The 15,561-nt window shown below is 69.3% G+C and carries 16 protein-coding genes and 1 riboswitch; of the genes, 9 read left to right on the top strand and 7 right to left on the bottom strand.

What is annotated here, in order from left to right:
* Positions 1-23 precede the first annotated feature (23 nt).
* Both ACTJLD_RS02035 and ACTJLD_RS02030 read left to right on the top strand, forming a co-directional pair.
* Positions 24-590: a carboxymuconolactone decarboxylase family protein gene (locus ACTJLD_RS02035; protein WP_440657846.1), complete on the top strand. Its 567-nt coding sequence runs from the start codon at positions 24-26 to the stop codon at positions 588-590.
* Between the two features lie 141 nt (positions 591-731).
* Complete coding sequence (locus ACTJLD_RS02030; RefSeq protein WP_440657845.1) at positions 732-1,403, top strand: hypothetical protein; 672 nt, start codon at positions 732-734, stop codon at positions 1,401-1,403.
* Positions 1,404-1,525: 122 nt separating this feature from the next.
* Here ACTJLD_RS02030 and ACTJLD_RS02025 read toward each other — a convergent pair whose 3' ends face one another.
* On the bottom strand, positions 1,526-2,104 hold the full coding sequence (locus tag ACTJLD_RS02025; protein ID WP_059858382.1) for a TetR/AcrR family transcriptional regulator: 579 nt from the start codon (positions 2,102-2,104) through the stop codon (positions 1,526-1,528).
* A 170-nt stretch (positions 2,105-2,274) separates the two neighbouring features.
* On the opposite strand from ACTJLD_RS02025, the gene ACTJLD_RS02020 reads away from it, so the two are divergent.
* Positions 2,275-3,714: an alpha/beta fold hydrolase gene (locus ACTJLD_RS02020; RefSeq protein ID WP_175863856.1), complete on the top strand. Its 1,440-nt coding sequence runs from the start codon at positions 2,275-2,277 to the stop codon at positions 3,712-3,714.
* A 542-nt stretch (positions 3,715-4,256) separates the two neighbouring features.
* Here ACTJLD_RS02020 and ACTJLD_RS02015 read toward each other — a convergent pair.
* Positions 4,257-4,772, bottom strand: coding sequence for a MarR family winged helix-turn-helix transcriptional regulator (locus tag ACTJLD_RS02015; RefSeq protein ID WP_060084983.1), 516 nt, complete (start codon positions 4,770-4,772; stop codon positions 4,257-4,259).
* A gap of 138 nt (positions 4,773-4,910) precedes the next feature.
* Between ACTJLD_RS02015 and ACTJLD_RS02010 the strand changes: the two genes are divergently transcribed.
* Both ACTJLD_RS02010 and ACTJLD_RS02005 read left to right on the top strand, forming a co-directional pair.
* Positions 4,911-6,089: an MFS transporter gene (locus tag ACTJLD_RS02010; RefSeq protein WP_060084876.1), complete on the top strand. Its 1,179-nt coding sequence runs from the start codon at positions 4,911-4,913 to the stop codon at positions 6,087-6,089.
* A 168-nt stretch (positions 6,090-6,257) separates the two neighbouring features.
* Positions 6,258-6,407 carry a hypothetical protein gene (locus tag ACTJLD_RS02005; protein ID WP_440657842.1) on the top strand — a complete coding sequence of 50 codons (150 nt, stop codon included), beginning with the start codon at positions 6,258-6,260 and terminating at the stop codon, positions 6,405-6,407.
* Here ACTJLD_RS02005 and cobM read toward each other — a convergent pair whose 3' ends face one another.
* The 5 genes from cobM to ACTJLD_RS01980 all read right to left on the bottom strand — a co-directional run bounded on the left by cobM (position 6,408) and on the right by ACTJLD_RS01980 (position 10,689).
* Positions 6,408-7,136: a precorrin-4 C(11)-methyltransferase gene (gene cobM, locus ACTJLD_RS02000; protein ID WP_124671884.1), complete on the bottom strand. Its 729-nt coding sequence runs from the start codon at positions 7,134-7,136 to the stop codon at positions 6,408-6,410. It abuts the gene before it with no gap.
* A gap of 43 nt (positions 7,137-7,179) precedes the next feature.
* Entirely contained in the window at positions 7,180-7,911 is a 732-nt protein-coding gene (locus ACTJLD_RS01995; protein ID WP_440657841.1) for a cobalt-precorrin-6A reductase, read from the bottom strand.
* Positions 7,908-8,996, bottom strand: coding sequence for a cobalt-precorrin-5B (C(1))-methyltransferase (locus ACTJLD_RS01990; RefSeq protein ID WP_440657840.1), 1,089 nt, complete (start codon positions 8,994-8,996; stop codon positions 7,908-7,910). Before ACTJLD_RS01990 ends, ACTJLD_RS01995 begins: the two co-directional genes overlap by 4 nt.
* Positions 8,996-10,258: a precorrin-6y C5,15-methyltransferase (decarboxylating) subunit CbiE gene (gene cbiE / locus ACTJLD_RS01985; RefSeq protein ID WP_440657839.1), complete on the bottom strand. Its 1,263-nt coding sequence runs from the start codon at positions 10,256-10,258 to the stop codon at positions 8,996-8,998. The genes ACTJLD_RS01990 and cbiE overlap by 1 nt, the downstream gene beginning before the upstream one ends.
* Positions 10,259-10,392: 134 nt before the next feature.
* The gene (locus ACTJLD_RS01980; protein ID WP_059700241.1) at positions 10,393-10,689 is read right to left on the bottom strand and encodes a hypothetical protein; all 297 of its coding nucleotides are present in this window, start codon (positions 10,687-10,689) and stop codon (positions 10,393-10,395) included.
* Positions 10,690-10,831: 142 nt separating this feature from the next.
* Positions 10,832-11,022, top strand: a riboswitch (cobalamin riboswitch).
* 106 nt (positions 11,023-11,128) lie between these two features.
* On the opposite strand from ACTJLD_RS01980, the gene cobG reads away from it, so the two are divergent.
* The 4 genes from cobG to cobJ are packed head-to-tail and all read left to right on the top strand — an operon-like array spanning position 11,129 to position 15,561.
* On the top strand, positions 11,129-12,493 hold the full coding sequence (gene cobG / locus ACTJLD_RS01975; RefSeq protein WP_440657953.1) for a precorrin-3B synthase: 1,365 nt from the start codon (positions 11,129-11,131) through the stop codon (positions 12,491-12,493).
* On the top strand, positions 12,486-13,112 hold the full coding sequence (locus ACTJLD_RS01970; protein ID WP_136470542.1) for a precorrin-8X methylmutase: 627 nt from the start codon (positions 12,486-12,488) through the stop codon (positions 13,110-13,112). The genes cobG and ACTJLD_RS01970 overlap by 8 nt, the downstream gene beginning before the upstream one ends.
* On the top strand, positions 13,109-13,843 hold the full coding sequence (locus ACTJLD_RS01965; RefSeq protein ID WP_027787411.1) for a precorrin-2 C(20)-methyltransferase: 735 nt from the start codon (positions 13,109-13,111) through the stop codon (positions 13,841-13,843). The genes ACTJLD_RS01970 and ACTJLD_RS01965 overlap by 4 nt, the downstream gene beginning before the upstream one ends.
* Positions 13,840-15,561, top strand: coding sequence for a precorrin-3B C(17)-methyltransferase (gene cobJ, locus ACTJLD_RS01960; protein WP_321839714.1), 1,722 nt, complete (start codon positions 13,840-13,842; stop codon positions 15,559-15,561). Before ACTJLD_RS01965 ends, cobJ begins: the two co-directional genes overlap by 4 nt.

The raw sequence follows: 15,561 nt of genomic DNA, 5'->3' as shown, positions 1-15,561 counted from the left end.
GGCGATTCGTGAAGGAACAGTCGATGTCCCGTTTGCACATCTCTACGCGAGACGATGCTCCAGTCGAGAGTAAGCCGATACTGGACGTTGTCTATCAGAAGCTGGGCGTCGTGCCGAATTTCTACCGTCTCATCGGCAGCAGCCCGGTCGCATTGGCAGCATTTGCGGCTTTTCAGGACGGCCTGTCCACCACGCTCGATTCCAGGAACCGTGAGCGCATTGCGTTGGCGGTTGCGCAAGTCAATGGATCGGACTACTGCCTGTCCGCGCATCGTTTTCTCGCCACCAACTTCGCAAAGCTATCCCCGGACGAAATTGAACTTAACCGCAGCGGTGGATCGAAGGATCCGAAGGCCGAAGCGGTCGTGAAATTCGCTGCGAGCGTAGCCAGACAGCGCGGTCATATCAGCGATACCGACATCGCCGCAGTGAGGCGTGCGGGCTACGACGACGCACGGATTGTCGAAATCGTTGCACTGGTCGCCGTGAATGTCTTCACCAACTACCTCAACGAAGTGGCCAGGACCCACATCGACTTTCCCGTTGTGGCCGACCCGGCACATCGACCGCATGCGGCAGAGGTCCGATGAATCATGGACCATCCGCGCTTCGTAGATCCGCGTATAGCGAAGGGACGAGCAAGATCCATTTCAGACGCGACGTCTCAGTTCACGTTTCTCAGGGTATTTGATGGCGCGATAAAGCGGGTATCAAAGCAATGGCGACCCGGGATGAGCGGCAGGAAGGCATTCCGCTACATGGAACGTGTGCTGAAGCCAGAACTCGACAAGCACCTGGTCACGTTTCCGCTGATACGCCTTGGCGAAATGACCCTGTACTGCGGATTGTTCGAGCAACGTGGCGCCGCTGGCGGGCTGGATTTCTTCTTCCTTGTCTGTTCGTCAGCGGCTCGGCCGGAAGACGGTCTCATGTACCGGATCGAGGTTAGCCAGCATGCGATGCAACGGATCATTCAGCGGACGGGCCGAACTGGCGAGGACGAGGTTCGCACACGCCTCTACACCGCCATGGCGAATATTTATTGGTTGCAGCCGTGGATCTACCGGGAGAAATGGTTGCAGTTGGGCCTCGCGTGCGAAGAAGGCGTATTTGTGGGTGAAGTGCGAGACGACTGCTACAGCATCAAGACGTTCATCCCGGCGATCGACAACGGCAGGCCGTCGCGATGGCGCGATTTACATGCCGACCTGTGGCCCCGGATCCAGCAGCGCGTTCCCCGCGACAAGACGTACGAAGCGGATCAAAGCTCGATCGGCGACTGGTATTTTTTCGCGGATGGGCTGACGCGGCGTCATCCCTTTCTGCTGAAGCCTTATTTACCGGGACACGATTATCTAGATGCAGCGTGGGCGAGTCGCCCGGTTGACTCTGGAAATATTTGAGGGGTAGCCGGAGCGTCACATGCCGCGCGCGGCAACGGACAGTTCGGTGCGTGCGATTCGCCTGCCGATACCCCATGTAGCCTCCGGAATCACCAGACGCCATCAGAAGGTGGCGATGAGACTTACTCCGGAGCGTGATCCTTGCCGTCCTTCGAAAGTTCGAGCAACGCGGCCATGGCCCGCTTATACGGCCCGAGATCGCTGTTTGCCGCCTGCAGGATGAGCGCCCCTTGCAGGCGAGCAACCCAGTCCTCCGCGAAATGCCGCGCCCGTGCCGGCGACATGCCGCTTTCACGCGCCAAAGCTTCGATGGCGTCGATCCAGTGCGAAAACGCCAGCAACAAACCCTGTTTCGCAACCGAGCCGATATTGGCCGTGGCGAGTTGACCGAGCACGCAGGGGGCGCGCCCACCGACGTACATCTGGTCCAGCGTGGCCACGATTTTGCGAATGCGGGCCTTTAGCGTGCCGGACGATCGCGCCGCGTTCAGGATTTCGCTGTCGATTACCGCTGTCGCGCGCTCCAACACGGCCTCGGCCATCTGCTCCTTTCCGTCGGGGAAGTGGTGATAGAGGCTCGACTTGCCGAGACCGGTTGCGCGCGACAGATCGGTGATCGACGCACCCTCGAAGCCGCGATCCCGGAACACCGTGAACAGCCGGTCAATGATTTCGTCCTTCGATGCCTGAGCAGTGGCCATAGATCTTTTCGCTTCCCCAAAAGTACTGATCGTTCGGTACAAGCGGAAGGGTAAGTTGCCTCGCTCGTTAAATCAACCCTTGACGTCCGCAATTTCCGGACGTACTGTACCGATCGTTCGGTACAGATAATTCAGGCCGACGCCTCTTTCCGTGATTCAGGAGATTTTCGATGTCCACACTCGTGACGTATCAAACCACCTCCGTCGCCGATCGTCGTACCGGCTCGGCCCTCAATCTGTTCTACCGGGAAGCCGGCCAGAAGGACGCGCCCGCGGTGCTGCTGCTGCACGGTTTCCCGACTTCGAGCCACCAGTATCGCGGGCTGATCGAGCGTCTCGCCGACAAGTACCGGGTGATCGCGCCGGATCTGCCCGGTTTCGGCTTCTCCGACGCCCCGGAAGCGAAGACGTTCGGCTACACCTTCGACCATCTCGCGGAAGTGATCGAGCGCTTTACCGACACGCTCGGCCTGACGCGCTATGCGCTGTACGTTTTCGATTACGGCGCGCCGGTGGGCTTCCGCCTGGCTGCGTCGCGCCCGGATCGCGTGTCCGCACTCGTCTCGCAGAATGGCAACGCGTACGAGGAAGGCCTGAGCGACGGCTGGAATCCGATGCGTGCTTACTGGCAGGACCCGTCCGATGCGAACCGTGAGCAACTGCGCGGTTTCCTGACGGCCGGCACCACGCAGTTCCAGTACCAGCATGGTGAGGCGGACACGTCGCATATTGCGCCGGAGAGCTACACGCTCGACCAGCACTTCCTCGACCGCGCGGGTAACGACGATATCCAGCTCGACCTGTTCGGCGACTACAAGGCGAACGTCGCAGCCTATCCGCGCTTCCACGAATACTTCCGCACGCATCGTCCGCCGACGCTGGCGGTGTGGGGCAAGCACGATCCGTTTTTCCTGCCTGCGGGAGCCGAGGCATTCAAGCGTGATATCCCCGATGCCGAGGTGCATTTCGTCGATGGCGGTCATTTCCCGCTCGAATCGCATCTGGACGAAGTGGCCGGCATCATTCGCGCGTTCTTCGCCCGCACGCTGGACGTTGCACAAGGTCAGGCGCTGTTTGGCGCACTGGACGACGTGTCTGCGTCGGCGGAGGCGCAGCCGCTGTTCGATGCGATGCGCGGCGTATTCGGTTTCGTGCCGAATCTCGGCCACGCGCTTGCGGTCGAACCGCCGGTGCTATCGGCTTACCTGCAGTGGCTTCATTCTCTCGGTACCACGACCCTCGATGCGGTGGCGCAGCAGGTCGCAATGGCGGCCGCGAGCCGCGTGAATGCCGCGGACTATGGCGTGGCCGTCCACGCGACGCTGGCCGGCAGGCTCGGTGCCCCCGCCGACGTGGTCGACGCGTTGCGTACCGGCGGCGCGCTTGCCGATCCGAAGCTCGAAGCGGTGCGCCAGTTCGCGACAGCGATCGCATCGAAGCGCACGCAGGTATCGGATAGCGACGTGAACGCGCTGAAGGCGGCAGGCTTCGACCGCCGCGCGGCGGTGGCGATTGCGATGGCCGTGGCCGGCAAGACGCTCGTCAACACGGTCGCGCACCTGTCGAAGATCGAGATCGATGCAGGTTTCCTTCCGGACGCCGTTGCCTGACCTGCTGCGCCGGGGCGTCAGTCAATGGCCGCCCCGTAAACAGCCTTGAGGATCGAGAGCATGTCGGGTAATCAGTTCAATCACGAAGTGAGCGATGTGGGTGCACCGCTGGAAATACCGGTCGGAAACGGTCGGCGCAACAATCCGATGTCGCTTGCCGTGGGGCTCGTTTGCCTGGTGCTGATTGGTGTGAGTCTGCGGCCGGGCATCGTTCGATCGGGCCATTGCTACCGTCGATCCCCGACGTGCTCATGGGGCTACTGGCATTGCCGGCGCCGTGGCTCGCCCGCCGTTTCGGGCGCGATCGCGTCATCCTGGCGGCGCTGTTCGTACTGTTCGCGGCGACCTTGGGCAGGGCATTCGCGGGTTCCGTCACTCAGATTCTCTTGCTGACGGATCAAACTGTCGCCCGAGTAACCAATGAATGCCCACTTTAAGGCGCGTTGATCGTCCGCTTCGGGTCGCCAAGCGACATCCACGAAAATTCACGAAGACCCTTGTCTTTGCCCGCGGCGTGCATGTGCATGACGCATTCCGCGGCGCTACTTGCCTTCCGGCTCTCCCGGCGCCCCGCTCCCCAGCCCCGCCAGCAGCTTCTCCAACAGTCGCGACAACTGCGCCTGCTCATCATCCGACAGCACGGCCAGCAACGCGCGCTGGTTGTCGATGTGCGCGACGACCGCTTCGTCGATCAGCGCGCGGCCGGTATCCGTCAGCGCGACGAGCGTGCCGCGCCCGTCGGCCGGGTTCGGCCGGCGCTCGACCCAGCCGGCTTTCTGCAGCCGGTCGATGCGCGCGGTCATTCCGCCCGACGACATCATCAGCGCGTCGTACAGTGCCGTCGGCGTCAGCGCGAACGGCGCACCGCCGCGCCGCAGCGTCGCGAGCACGTCGAATTCGCCCGGCTGCATCCCGTAGCGCGCGAACAGCGGATTGAGACGGTCGCGCGCGATCACGAGCGCCGCTTCCTGCAGCCGCCCCATCACCACCATCGACGACGCGTCGAGATCCGGACGCTCGTTACGCCATTGCGCGAGCGCATGCGCGGCTCGATCCACCTGATCCATTAACCCTCCTCGGCCTGCCAGTTATCTTGACGTCGAGATAAATCGGCGTTTATCTTGATGCCGAGATACTTTACATGAAAATCGCGCGGCGCCCTTCCGGGGCCGCGCACCGATTTCGAGGGCCTTGCGATGAATCGCTTCACTTCCCCCGGATGGCGGCTCGCCGCCATCGTGCTCGTCGGGCTGAACCTGCGGCCGGCGCTCGCCGCGGTCGGCCCGCTGCTCGACATGATCCAGCGCGCGACCGGCATCGGCGACGGCGCGGCCAGCCTGCTGACGACGATCCCGATCCTGCTGATGGGGCTCGGCGCGCTGAGTGCGCGGCGCCTGCAGCGCGTGACCGGCATCGCGGGCGGCGTGTGGCTCGGCGTCGCGCTGATCGGGCTGGCCTGCGTGTCGCGCATCGGCGCGCAGCACGCGTGGCTGCTGCTCGCGAGCGCCTGCTGCGCGGGTGTCGGGATCGCGATGGTGCAGGCGCTGCTGCCCGGCTTCGTGAAGGCCCATTTCGCGACGCGGATCGGCGGTGCGATGGGCGTCTATTCGACGTCGATCATGGGCGGCGCCGTGCTCGCGAGCGTCGTCGCGCCGTTCGCCGCGGCCCGCTGGGGCTGGCTCGCCGCGCTCGCGGGCTGGGCGCTGCCGGCCGCGGTGGCCGCGCTGGCGTGGCCGCTGGCCAGCCGCGGCGGCAACACGCTCGCCGCCGGGCCGGCGTCGGCAACGCATGCGCGGCCGTCGCGCTCGCCGCGCGCGTGGCGGCTCGCGCTGTTCTTCGGCATCGCGACCGGCGCGTACACGCTCGTGCTCGCGTGGCTGCCGCCCTACTACATGCGGCTCGGCTGGTCGCCGACGGCGGCCGGCAGCCTGCTCGGCGGCGTGACGCTCGCGGAGGTCGTCGCAGGCCTGACGATCTCCGCGACGATCGACCGCCTGCCCGATCGCCGGCCTGCGCTGCATGCGGCGATCGCGTCGCTGTTCGTCGGCTTGCTGGTGATGCTGGCCGCGCCCGAAGCGCTCGCGTTGCCCGCCGCGCTGCTGATGGGCGCGGGGATCGGCGCGCTGTTTCCGCTGTCGCTGATCGTCACGGTCGATCATGCGGCGACGCCGGCCGATGCCGCGTCGCTGACGGGGTTCGTGCAGGGCATCGGCTACCTGATCGCCGGGCTGTTTCCGTTCGCGGCCGGCATCGTGCGCCAGCATCTCGCGGACCTGACGCCCGCATGGGTCGCGATGGCCTGCCTGTGTGTCGCGCTGTTCGCACTGGCCGCGGGGTTTGCACCGCGGCTCGCGCGGCGTGTTGCGCGTGCCTAGCGCGGGACGGGGAACACGGCCGTTGCCGTTCGGCTGCGGCCGCCGCTCAGCAATGTCCTTGTGATCGACTGCGGCGCGACTGCACGCGCGACACCGAACGCACATCGTCGACATGGCCCGGAAGCAACGTTCGCGGCGCGCGCGGCAACGCATCGTACTGGAGCGTGGTTGTGCTCAACCCGCCCCCCCGTCGTCGGCATCGCCGCGTCGATCCTGATCCTCGGCGAATCGGCCGCGCCGATCTACTTCGTCAGCGGTGCGATCACGATCGGCGCGGCGCGCTGCACGCATCTGCGCGAACGCCGTGCCCGTGAGTAATCAACCCGCACTCGCGTACAACGTCGAATCCGCAAACCCTTCGGCGTCGAGCACGCGCCCGATCAGGATCAGCGCGGTGCGCTCGATCTGCGTGCCCCGCACCTTGCCGACGATGTCGGCGAGCGTGCCGGTCACGCGTTCTTCGTCCGGCCAGCTCGCACGATAGATCACCGCGACGGGGCAATCGGCGCCGTAATGCGGCAGCACTTCGTCGACGATGCGGGCGAGATGGCGCACGCCGAGATGGATCGCGAGCGTCGCGCGGTGCGCGGCGAGCGAGCCGAGCGCTTCGCCTTCCGGCATCGTCGTCTTGCCCGCGAAGCGCGTGAGGATCACCGTCTGTGCGACGCCGGGCAGCGTCAGCTCGACGCCGAGCGTCGCCGCGCATGCGGCCGTGGCCGTCACGCCGGGCACGATTTCGTACGGTATCCCGAGTGTCTTGAGACGGCGGATCTGTTCGCCGATCGCGCCGTACAGCGACGGGTCGCCCGAATGCACGCGCGCGACGTCCTGCCCTTTCGCGTGCGCGGCGGCGAGCAGCGCGACGATGGCATCGAGGTCGAACTCGGCCGTGTTGACGACCTGCTCCGCGCGATGGCCGTCGAGCACGGCGGCCGGCACCAGCGAACCCGCATACAGGATCACCGGGCACGTGCGCACGAGGCGCTGGCCCTTCACCGTGATCAGTTCCGGGTCGCCGGGGCCCGCGCCGATGAAATACACCGTCATCGAAAAATCTCCGTCAATTCATGGGATGACCGGCCGCGCGGCGTCATGCGCGCGCGGCCGGATCGAGCGCGTCGATGAGCGCCGCGGCCGAGTCGAACGCGCGGTCGGCGTCGGGCAGCGGCGGCCGGCGCAGCATCACGACCGGCAGCCTGCGTTCGCGCGCGACGTCGAGCTTGGCTTCGGTGGCCGCGCCACCGCTGTTCTTGCTGACGACGACGTCGATGCCCGCCAGCGCGAACAGCGCGCGCTCGCCGTCCAGTGTGAACGGCCCGCGTGCGGCGACGACCTGCGCACGCGCGTTGCCGGGATGCGGGTCGAGGCAGCGCACGAGCCAGAACTGGTGCGGCGGGATCGCGTCGAGATGTGCGAGCGGTTCGCGGCCGAGCGTGAACAGCGGCCGCCGGAACGGCGCGAGCGCGGCTTCGATGCCGGCCCAGTCGTCGACCATGCGCCAGTCGTCGCCGGGTTGCGGCGACCACGGCGCGCGGCGCAGCGCCCACAGCGGCACGCCCGCTTCACGCGCCGCGGCGGCGGCATTCGCGCTGATTTGCGCGGCATACGGATGCGTCGCGTCGATCACGAGGCCGATGCCGGCGTCGCGCAGATAAGCGGCCAGCCCGGCAGCGCCGCCGAAACCGCCGACCCGCACGTCGCAGCGCAAGTCGTCGGGTGTCTTGCCGAGGCCGGCGAGACTATAGACATGATGCGCGCCGAGCGAGCGCGCGATCTTCAGTGCGTCGCCGGTGCCGCCGAGCAGCAGGATGCGGGCGCTCATCGCGCTGTCCCGACGAAGCGGCCCTGCCGGTCGATCGCGAACATCTCGACCGCAACCGACGGCGGCACGATGTCGCGCGCGACGCGCAGCGCATGCGCACAGACGAGATCGCCGAGCGGCACACCGTCGGCGTGCGCGAGCTTCAGCGCTTCCTGGCTCGTGTTCGCGGCGCGCATCGCCGCCTGGAGCGCGTCGCTGGCGCCGGCCTCGGCCGCCCACTGCGCGAGCAGCGGCAGGTCGATGCTCGAATGGCGGCTGTGCAGGTCGAGATGGCCGGCCGCGAGTTTGCTGAGCTTGCCGAAGCCGCCGCACATCGACAGCCGCGCGACCGGCGCGCGCCGCAGGTGCTTGAGCACCGCGCCCGCGAAATCGCCCATCTCGATCAGCGCCATGTCGGGCAGGTGGTAGTGCGCGCGCATCGCATCCTCGCTTGCGTTGCCCGTGCACGCGGCGATATGCGTGATGCCGTTCGCCCGCGCGACGTCGATGCCCTGATGGATCGACGCGATATAGGCCGAGCACGAGAACGGCCGCACGATGCCGGTCGTGCCGAGGATCGACAACCCACCGACGATGCCGAGGCGCGGGTTCATCGTTTTCTGCGCGAGCGCCTCGCCGCCCTCGACGCCGATCGTCACGTCGAAGCCGCCCGCATACCCATGCTCGGCCGCCAGCGCTTCCAGGTGCGTCGTCATCATCCGGCGCGGCACCGGGTTGATCGCCGGTTCGCCGACCGGCAGCGTCAGCCCCGCGCGCGTGATCGTGCCGACGCCCGGCCCCGCATGAAAACGCACGCCGGGCGCCGCCGCGAGCGCGACACGCGCGAAGATCAGCGCGCCGTGCGTGACGTCCGGATCGTCGCCGGCATCCTTGATCGTGCCGGCTTCCGCGCCGTCGGCCGTCGTCCGGCAGAACTCGAGCCGCAGCATCACGCGCTGCCCCTTCGGCAGCACGATCTCGACCGCGTCGTCCGCATGCCCCGCGAGCAGCAGCCGTGCGGCGGCGAGCGACGTCGCGGTCGCGCAACTGCCGGTCGTGTAGCCGAAGCGTAGCGGCGCGGGCTGTTCGGGGGTTTCGTCGCGCATCACGCGTCCGTTGTATGCGTCGTGGCCGGCGAAGCCGCCGTGTCGGCCATGTCGACCGTGTCCGGCTTGCGCACGTCGTACAGCGTAACCGGCAGCGGCTGGCGCCAGGTGTCGAAGCGGCCGAGCGGCTCGGCATGCGCGAGCGACACGCGCGTGAGCGTGCCGCCATGCGTCTCGCGCCATGCGGCGAGCGCCAGCTCGCCCTGCAGCGTGACCGCGTTCGCGACCAGCCGGCCGCCGGGCTTCAGCGATGCCCAGCACGCGTCGAGCACGCCGGCCGCGGTCGCCCCGCCGCCGATGAAGATCGCGTCGGGCGCGGCGAGCCCCGCGAGCGCCTCGGGTGCGCGGCCCGCGACGAGTTGCAGGCCCGGCACGCCGAGCGCGTCGCGGTTGTGCTCGATGAAGCGCTGCCGCTCCGCATGCGCTTCGATCGCGATCGCCTGGCATGACGGATGCGCGCGCATCCATTCGATGCCGATCGAGCCGCTGCCGGCGCCGACGTCCCACAGCAGCTCGCCGGGCACGGGCGCGAGGCGGCCGAGCGTCATCGCACGCAGGTCGCGCTTGGTGAGCTGGCCGTCGTGGCGGTACGCATCGTCGGGCAGGCCGGGCGTGAGCGCGCGGCGCGGCGCGTCGGGGCCGGCCCGGCAGTCGAGCGCGACCAGATTGAGCGCGGCCGTTTCGTCGACGCGCCAGTCCTGCGCGAGCCCGTCGAGACGCCGCTCGAGCGGGCCGCCCAGATGTTCGAACACGCTGATGCGCGTCGGCCCGAAGCCGCGTGCGACGAGTTCGGCGGCGACGGCGGCCGGCGTCCGGCCGTCGGCGCTCAGCACGAACAGGCGGCGGCCCGGCAGCAGGTGGCGCGCGAGCGCCGCAAGCGGACGGCCGACGAGCGAAACCGCGCCGACATCCTGCAGTGCCCAGCCGAGGCGTGCGGCCGCCAGCGACAGCGACGACGGCGCGGGCAGCACGCGCCATTCGTCAGGGGACAGCGAGCGCGCGAGCGTGGCGCCGACGCCGAACAGCATCGGGTCGCCGCTGGCGAGCACGCAGACGGGCGACGTGCGCCGTGCAAGCACGCCCGCAAGGTCGAACGGTGACGGCCACGCTTCGCGCGCGGCCGGCAGCCGTGCGGGCAGCATGTCGAGATGCCGCTTCGCGCCGACGACGAGCGTCGCGTCGAGCAGCGCGCGGCGCGCGGCGCGGCCGAGCCCCGCGTAACCGTCGTCGCCGATGCCCACTACCGTCAGCCACGCCGTCATGCACCCTTCCCCATCGTTCGATTCCATCCCGTTTGTTGCGATGCGCGGCTGCCGGAGCGCCGCGCGTTGATCCGTTGCTGATCCCGATCCGCTTTCGCGCCACGCACGCCCTTCGGTGCGATGCAGCGGCGACGTCACCCGAGCGGCACGCCGACGACAAACGTCAGCAAGGCCAGAACCATGCCGCCGATCGACGCGATCAGCAGCCAGCCGAGCAGCAGCCACATGAGCGGCCGCGCCCCGCTTTTCCTGTACAGGAGCGTGCCGCCCGCGACGATCGGCACGCCGAGGCCGGCGAGCCCGACATTCTTCGGCCACTCGGCCGACGGTGCAAGCGGGATCAGCACGCACGCGAGCAGGACCCATGCGGGGATGGCCAGCAGGCCCAGTGCGACGCCCATGCCGAACAGTTCCGTCCTGCCGAGTTTCATGGCGGATGCCGGCGGTCGCCGATCTGATGTCGAGGCGCCAATCCTACCATTTGCGAGACAGCGCAAAACCGTCTGCGGCCATGCTGCGACGCGGTTGCGCGACGTACCGCCGATGCCGGATCGTCGCGAAAATCGGGTATCCTACGGCCGTTCGTTCGCCGGTGCCCTTCGGGGCCGAAGAGGGAACACAGGGCGCCCCACGCGCCGCTGTGGCTGCCCCCGCAACTGTAGACAGCGAGCCGATCTCCCCCTCATGCCACTGGTTTCACCGGGAAGGCCGGGAGCCGGCGCCGACCTGTCAGCCAGGAGACCTGCCGGCCAGAAAGTGCGTGCGTGCCAGTCGGCGTCGGGCGGGGTGTACCGACGCGTTGGCCGCGGCGCGACACTGCCCCGGTACCCCGTGAGTTCCGCCCCCGATTCGATTCCTGCGTCGCCCGTCGTGCGCCCGTCGGCTTGCCCGGGGCTCGTGCGCGTGGTCGCGGCCGCCGACGGCGGGCTGTGCCGGATCAAGCTGCCCGGCGGCCGCCTCGATGCGCATCAGGCGCGTGCGATCGCCGCCGCCGCGCGTGCCTGCGGTTCCGGTGCGATCGACGCGACCAATCGCGCGAATCTCCAGCTGCGCGGCATTCGCGACGGCGCGGCCGACGCGCTGATACGCGCGTTGCTCGACGCGGGCCTCGGCCCGTCCGTCGACGCCACCGCGGATGCCGTCGCCGATACCGCCGCGCTCGCCGCGAGCGACGACGTCCGCAACCTGATGCTCAGCCCGCTCGCCGGCGACGACCCCGCCGCCCTCGTCGACAGCCGCGCGCTCGCCGCGCCGCTCCTCGACATGCTGGCGCGCGAGCCGCGCCGTGGCGAGCTGTCGCCGAAATTCTCGATCCAGCTCGACGGCGGCGAATCGGTTGCGGCGCTCGATCATCCGCACGACATCTGGCTCGCCGCATGGCGTCGCGGCGACGGTGCGGTGCGCATCGCGGCCGGGCTGGCCGGCTGCCCGCCGGTCGCGCACGACGACCGACCGGCCTCGGTCGATGTCGCGCCCGATCAAGGTGTCGCGCTGGTCCGCGCGCTGCTGCTCGCGTTCCTCGATCTCGCGCCGGCGGACGTCACGCGGATGCGTGCCCTGCTCGCGACCTGCGGCGAACGCGCGCTGCTCGAACGCGCGCAGCACTATGTGCCGTTCGCGCTTGCGGCCGATCCGGCGCTCGCCGGCTGGCGCCGCGCGCGCACCGATCCGGCGCTGCGTTTCGGCGTACATCCGTCGCGCGATGTCGCGCGCTGCCACGTCGGCGCGCAATTCCCGCTCGGCCGGCTCGACGCCACGCAACTGGAACGGCTCGCCGCGCTGGCCGAAACCGACGGCGACGGCACGCTGTCGATGACGCCCTGGCAAGGCGTGTTCATGCATCGCGTCCCGCGTGAACGCGCGCCGGCCACGCTCGATGCGCTGGCGTCGCTCGGCCTCGTCCGCGCGTCGTCCGACCCGCTGGCGTCGCTCGTCGCGTGCACCGGCAGCGCGGGCTGCGCGAAAGCGCGCGCCGACACGAAACACGACGCGCTCGCGCTCGCCGCGCGCATCGGCCATGCGGTCGACGTGCACCTGACCGGCTGCGAGCGCCATTGCGCGCTGCCGCATCCCGCGACGCACACGCTCGTCGCGGTTGCGCCCGCGCACTACGACCTTTACCGGCGCGATGCGGCCGCGGGCCTCGGCGCCCCGCTCGCGCGCCATCTGACGATTGACCAGGCCGCGGCCCGACTGACGGGCGCGCGGCACAGCCAGGACACCACCGATGCTTGACTACATTCGCGACGGGCAGGAAATCTACCGCCAGTCGTTCGCGACGATCCGCGCCGAGGCCGACCTGTCGCAGGTTCCGCCCGACCTCGAGAAACTCGCGGTGCGCGTGATCCATGCGTGCGGGATGGTCGACGTCGTCTACGACCTGCGCTTCTCGGCCGGTGCCGGCGCGGCGGGCCGCACGGCGCTCGCGGCCGGCGCGCCGATCCTGTGCGACGCGCGCATGGTCGCCGAAGGCATCACGCGCGCGCGGCTGCCGGCCGCCAACCGCGTGATCTGCACGCTCGGCGAGCCGGAAGTGCCCGATCTCGCGCGGGATCTCGGCAACACGCGTTCGGCCGCCGCGCTCGAACTGTGGCGTCCGCAGCTCGCCGGCAGCGTCGTCGTGATCGGCAATGCGCCGACCGCGCTGTTCCACCTGCTCGACATGATCGACGCCGGCGCGCCGCGCCCCGCCCTGATCCTCGGTTTCCCGGTCGGCTTCATCGGTGCGGCCGAATCGAAGGCGCTGCTCGATGCCGACAGCCGCGGCGTCCCGTACGTCACGCTGCTCGGCCGCCGCGGCGGCAGCGCGATGGCCGCTGCGGCGGTCAACGCACTCGCGACGGAGGTCGAATGACGACCGCGCGCGGACGCCTGTTCGGGGTCGGCGTCGGCCCCGGCGATCCCGAACTGATGACGATCAAGGCGCTGCGCGTGCTGCAGGCCGCGCCCGTGGTCGCGTATTTCGTCGCGAAGGGCAAGAAAGGCAATGCATACGGCATCGTCGAGGCGCACCTGCGGGACGGGCAGACGCAACTGCCGCTCGTCTATCCGGTGACGACCGAGGCACTGCCGCCGCCGCTCTGCTACGAGACGGTGATCGCCGACTTCTACGACACGGCCGCCGGGGTCGTCGGTGCGCACCTCGATGCGGGGCGCGACGTCGCGGTGATCTGCGAAGGCGACCCGTTCTTCTACGGCTCGTACATGTACCTGCACGACCGCCTCGCGCCGCGCTACGACACCGAGGTGATCCCCGGCGTATGCGCGATGCTCGGTGGCACCGCCGTGCTCGGCCAGCCGCTCGTCTATCGCAACCAGAGCCTGTCGGTGCTGTCGGGCGTGCTGCCCGAGCACGAGTTGCGCACGCGGCTCGCGCAGGCCGATGCGGCCGTCGTGATGAAGCTCGGCCGCAATTTCGACAAGGTGCGGCGCGTGCTTGACGAGCTGGGGCTCGCGAAGCGCGCACTGTATGTCGAGCGCGCGACGATGGCAAGCCAGCGCATCGTGCCGCTCGATGAAGTCGATCCGATGGCGTCGCCGTATTTCTCGCTGCTCGTCGTGCCGGGGGAAAAATGGCAAGGATGACGACCCCGCCCGCGATCGTGATCCTCGGCGCGGGTGCGCTCGATACCGCGCGGCGCATCCAGGCGCGTTATCCGGGGGCGCGCGTGCACGGCCTCGCATCGCGCGTCGCCGCCGACGTGCCGTTCGACGATCTCGGCGCGCACTTGCGCGAACTCTATGCACGCGGCCTGCCGATCGTCGCGCTGTGCGCGGCCGGCATCGTGATCCGCTGCATCGCTCCGGCGCTTGCCGACAAGGGCGTCGAACCGCCCGTGCTCGCGGTGGCGGAAGACGGTTCGGCGGTCGTGCCGCTGCTCGGCGGGCTGACGGGCGTCAACGTGATGGCGCGCGAAATCGCTGCCTGCGTCGGCGTCGCGCCGGCGATCACGACGAGCGGCGAACTGCGCTTCGGCGCGTGCGTGCTCAATCCGCCGGAAGGCTATGCACTCGCCGATCTCGCCCAGGGCAAGCGCTTCGTGTCCGATCTGCTCGCGGGTGCGTCGACGCGCATCGACGGCGCGGCGCCGTGGCTCGACGATGTCGCGTTGCCGCGCGACGACGCCGCGGCGCATGCGATCCGCGTGACGCCCGAAGCCTGGCGCGGCACGCGTGACGAGCTCGTGATTCATCCGCGCAGCGTGGTGGTGGGCGTCGATGCGCACGCTATTCGCGCGGACGGCGCGCTCGCGGCGCGCATCGCGGCGTCCCTCGACGCGCAGGGGCTCGCCCGGCTGGCGCTCGCGGCCATCGTGGCGCCCGCAGCGGCGATCGGCGATGCCGCGCTGGAGGATGCGGCGCACACGCTCGACGTGCCGCTTCGTTTCGTCGATGCAGACGGCGACGGTGACGGCGGCGCACCGGCCGACGCGGCCGCGCTGCTCGGCAGCGCATTGCGTGTCGCGCACACGCTGCGGGCCACGACGAACGGCATCGCATGCGCGGTCGCGTCGCATCCGGTCGATCCCGCCACGCTCGGCCGTGCGCGCGGCCGCCTGACGGTGCTCGGGCTCGGCCCGGGCGCCGCCGCGTGGCTCACGCCGGCCGCGCGCGCCGCGCTCGCGGACGCGACCGACATCCTCGGCTACACCACCTACGTGAACATGGCCGGCCCGTTCCGCGACGACCAGCGCGTGCACGGCACCGACAATCGCGAGGAGATGCAGCGCGCGCGCCATGCGTTCGAACTCGCGGCCGAGGGCCGGCGCGTCGCGGTCGTGTCGTCCGGCGACCCGGGCGTGTTCGCGATGGCCGCGGCCGTGCTCGAGGCGCTCGACGAAGCGCGCGACCCGCACTGGGCCGCGGTCGACCTGCGCGTGGAGCCCGGCATCTCGGCGTCGCTCGCGACGGCCGCCCAGGCCGGCGCGCCGCTCGGCCACGATTTCTGCGCGATCTCGCTGTCGGACAACCTGAAGCCGTGGGACGTGATCGAGACGCGCCTGCGGCATGCGGCGCAAGCCGATCTGGTGATGGCGTTCTACAACCCGATCTCGCGCGCGCGGCCGTGGCAGCTCGATCGCGCGCTCGATGTCGTGCGCGCGCATCGCACGGCCGATACGGTGGTCGTGCTGGGCCGCGACATCGGCCGGCCGGGCGCGACGCTCGCGACGACGACGCTCGGTGCATTGCGCAGCGACCAGGTCGACATGCGCACGATGGTGATCGTCGGCTCGTCGACGACGCGCCGCTTCGCGATCGGCGAGGGTCGCGAGTGGGTCTATACGCCGCGCTGGTATCGCTGA

The organism is Burkholderia sp. 22088, from assembly GCF_052045915.1.
GTDB classification, from domain to species: domain Bacteria; phylum Pseudomonadota; class Gammaproteobacteria; order Burkholderiales; family Burkholderiaceae; genus Burkholderia; species Burkholderia cepacia.
Note: the sequence above shows the minus strand (reverse complement) of the source record. Positions and strands in the feature narration are given on the sequence as shown.

Bases quoted from the DNA above. Each gene is read 5' to 3' on its own strand.
- ACTJLD_RS02035 (WP_440657846.1), top strand. From the start codon at position 24: ATGTCCCGTTTGCACATCTCTACGCGAGACGATGCTCCAGTCGAGAGT.
- ACTJLD_RS02030 (WP_440657845.1), top strand. From the start codon at position 732: ATGAGCGGCAGGAAGGCATTCCGCTACATGGAACGTGTGCTGAAGCCA.
- ACTJLD_RS02025 (WP_059858382.1), bottom strand. From the start codon at position 2,104: ATGGCCACTGCTCAGGCATCGAAGGACGAAATCATTGACCGGCTGTTC.
- ACTJLD_RS02020 (WP_175863856.1), top strand. From the start codon at position 2,275: ATGTCCACACTCGTGACGTATCAAACCACCTCCGTCGCCGATCGTCGT.
- ACTJLD_RS02010 (WP_060084876.1), top strand. From the start codon at position 4,911: ATGAATCGCTTCACTTCCCCCGGATGGCGGCTCGCCGCCATCGTGCTC.
- cobM (WP_124671884.1), bottom strand. From the start codon at position 7,136: ATGACGGTGTATTTCATCGGCGCGGGCCCCGGCGACCCGGAACTGATC.
- ACTJLD_RS01995 (WP_440657841.1), bottom strand. From the start codon at position 7,911: ATGAGCGCCCGCATCCTGCTGCTCGGCGGCACCGGCGACGCACTGAAG.
- ACTJLD_RS01990 (WP_440657840.1), bottom strand. From the start codon at position 8,996: ATGCGCGACGAAACCCCCGAACAGCCCGCGCCGCTACGCTTCGGCTAC.
- cbiE (WP_440657839.1), bottom strand. From the start codon at position 10,258: ATGACGGCGTGGCTGACGGTAGTGGGCATCGGCGACGACGGTTACGCG.
- ACTJLD_RS01980 (WP_059700241.1), bottom strand. From the start codon at position 10,689: ATGAAACTCGGCAGGACGGAACTGTTCGGCATGGGCGTCGCACTGGGC.
- ACTJLD_RS01970 (WP_136470542.1), top strand. From the start codon at position 12,486: ATGCTTGACTACATTCGCGACGGGCAGGAAATCTACCGCCAGTCGTTC.
- ACTJLD_RS01965 (WP_027787411.1), top strand. From the start codon at position 13,109: ATGACGACCGCGCGCGGACGCCTGTTCGGGGTCGGCGTCGGCCCCGGC.
- cobJ (WP_321839714.1), top strand. From the start codon at position 13,840: ATGACGACCCCGCCCGCGATCGTGATCCTCGGCGCGGGTGCGCTCGAT.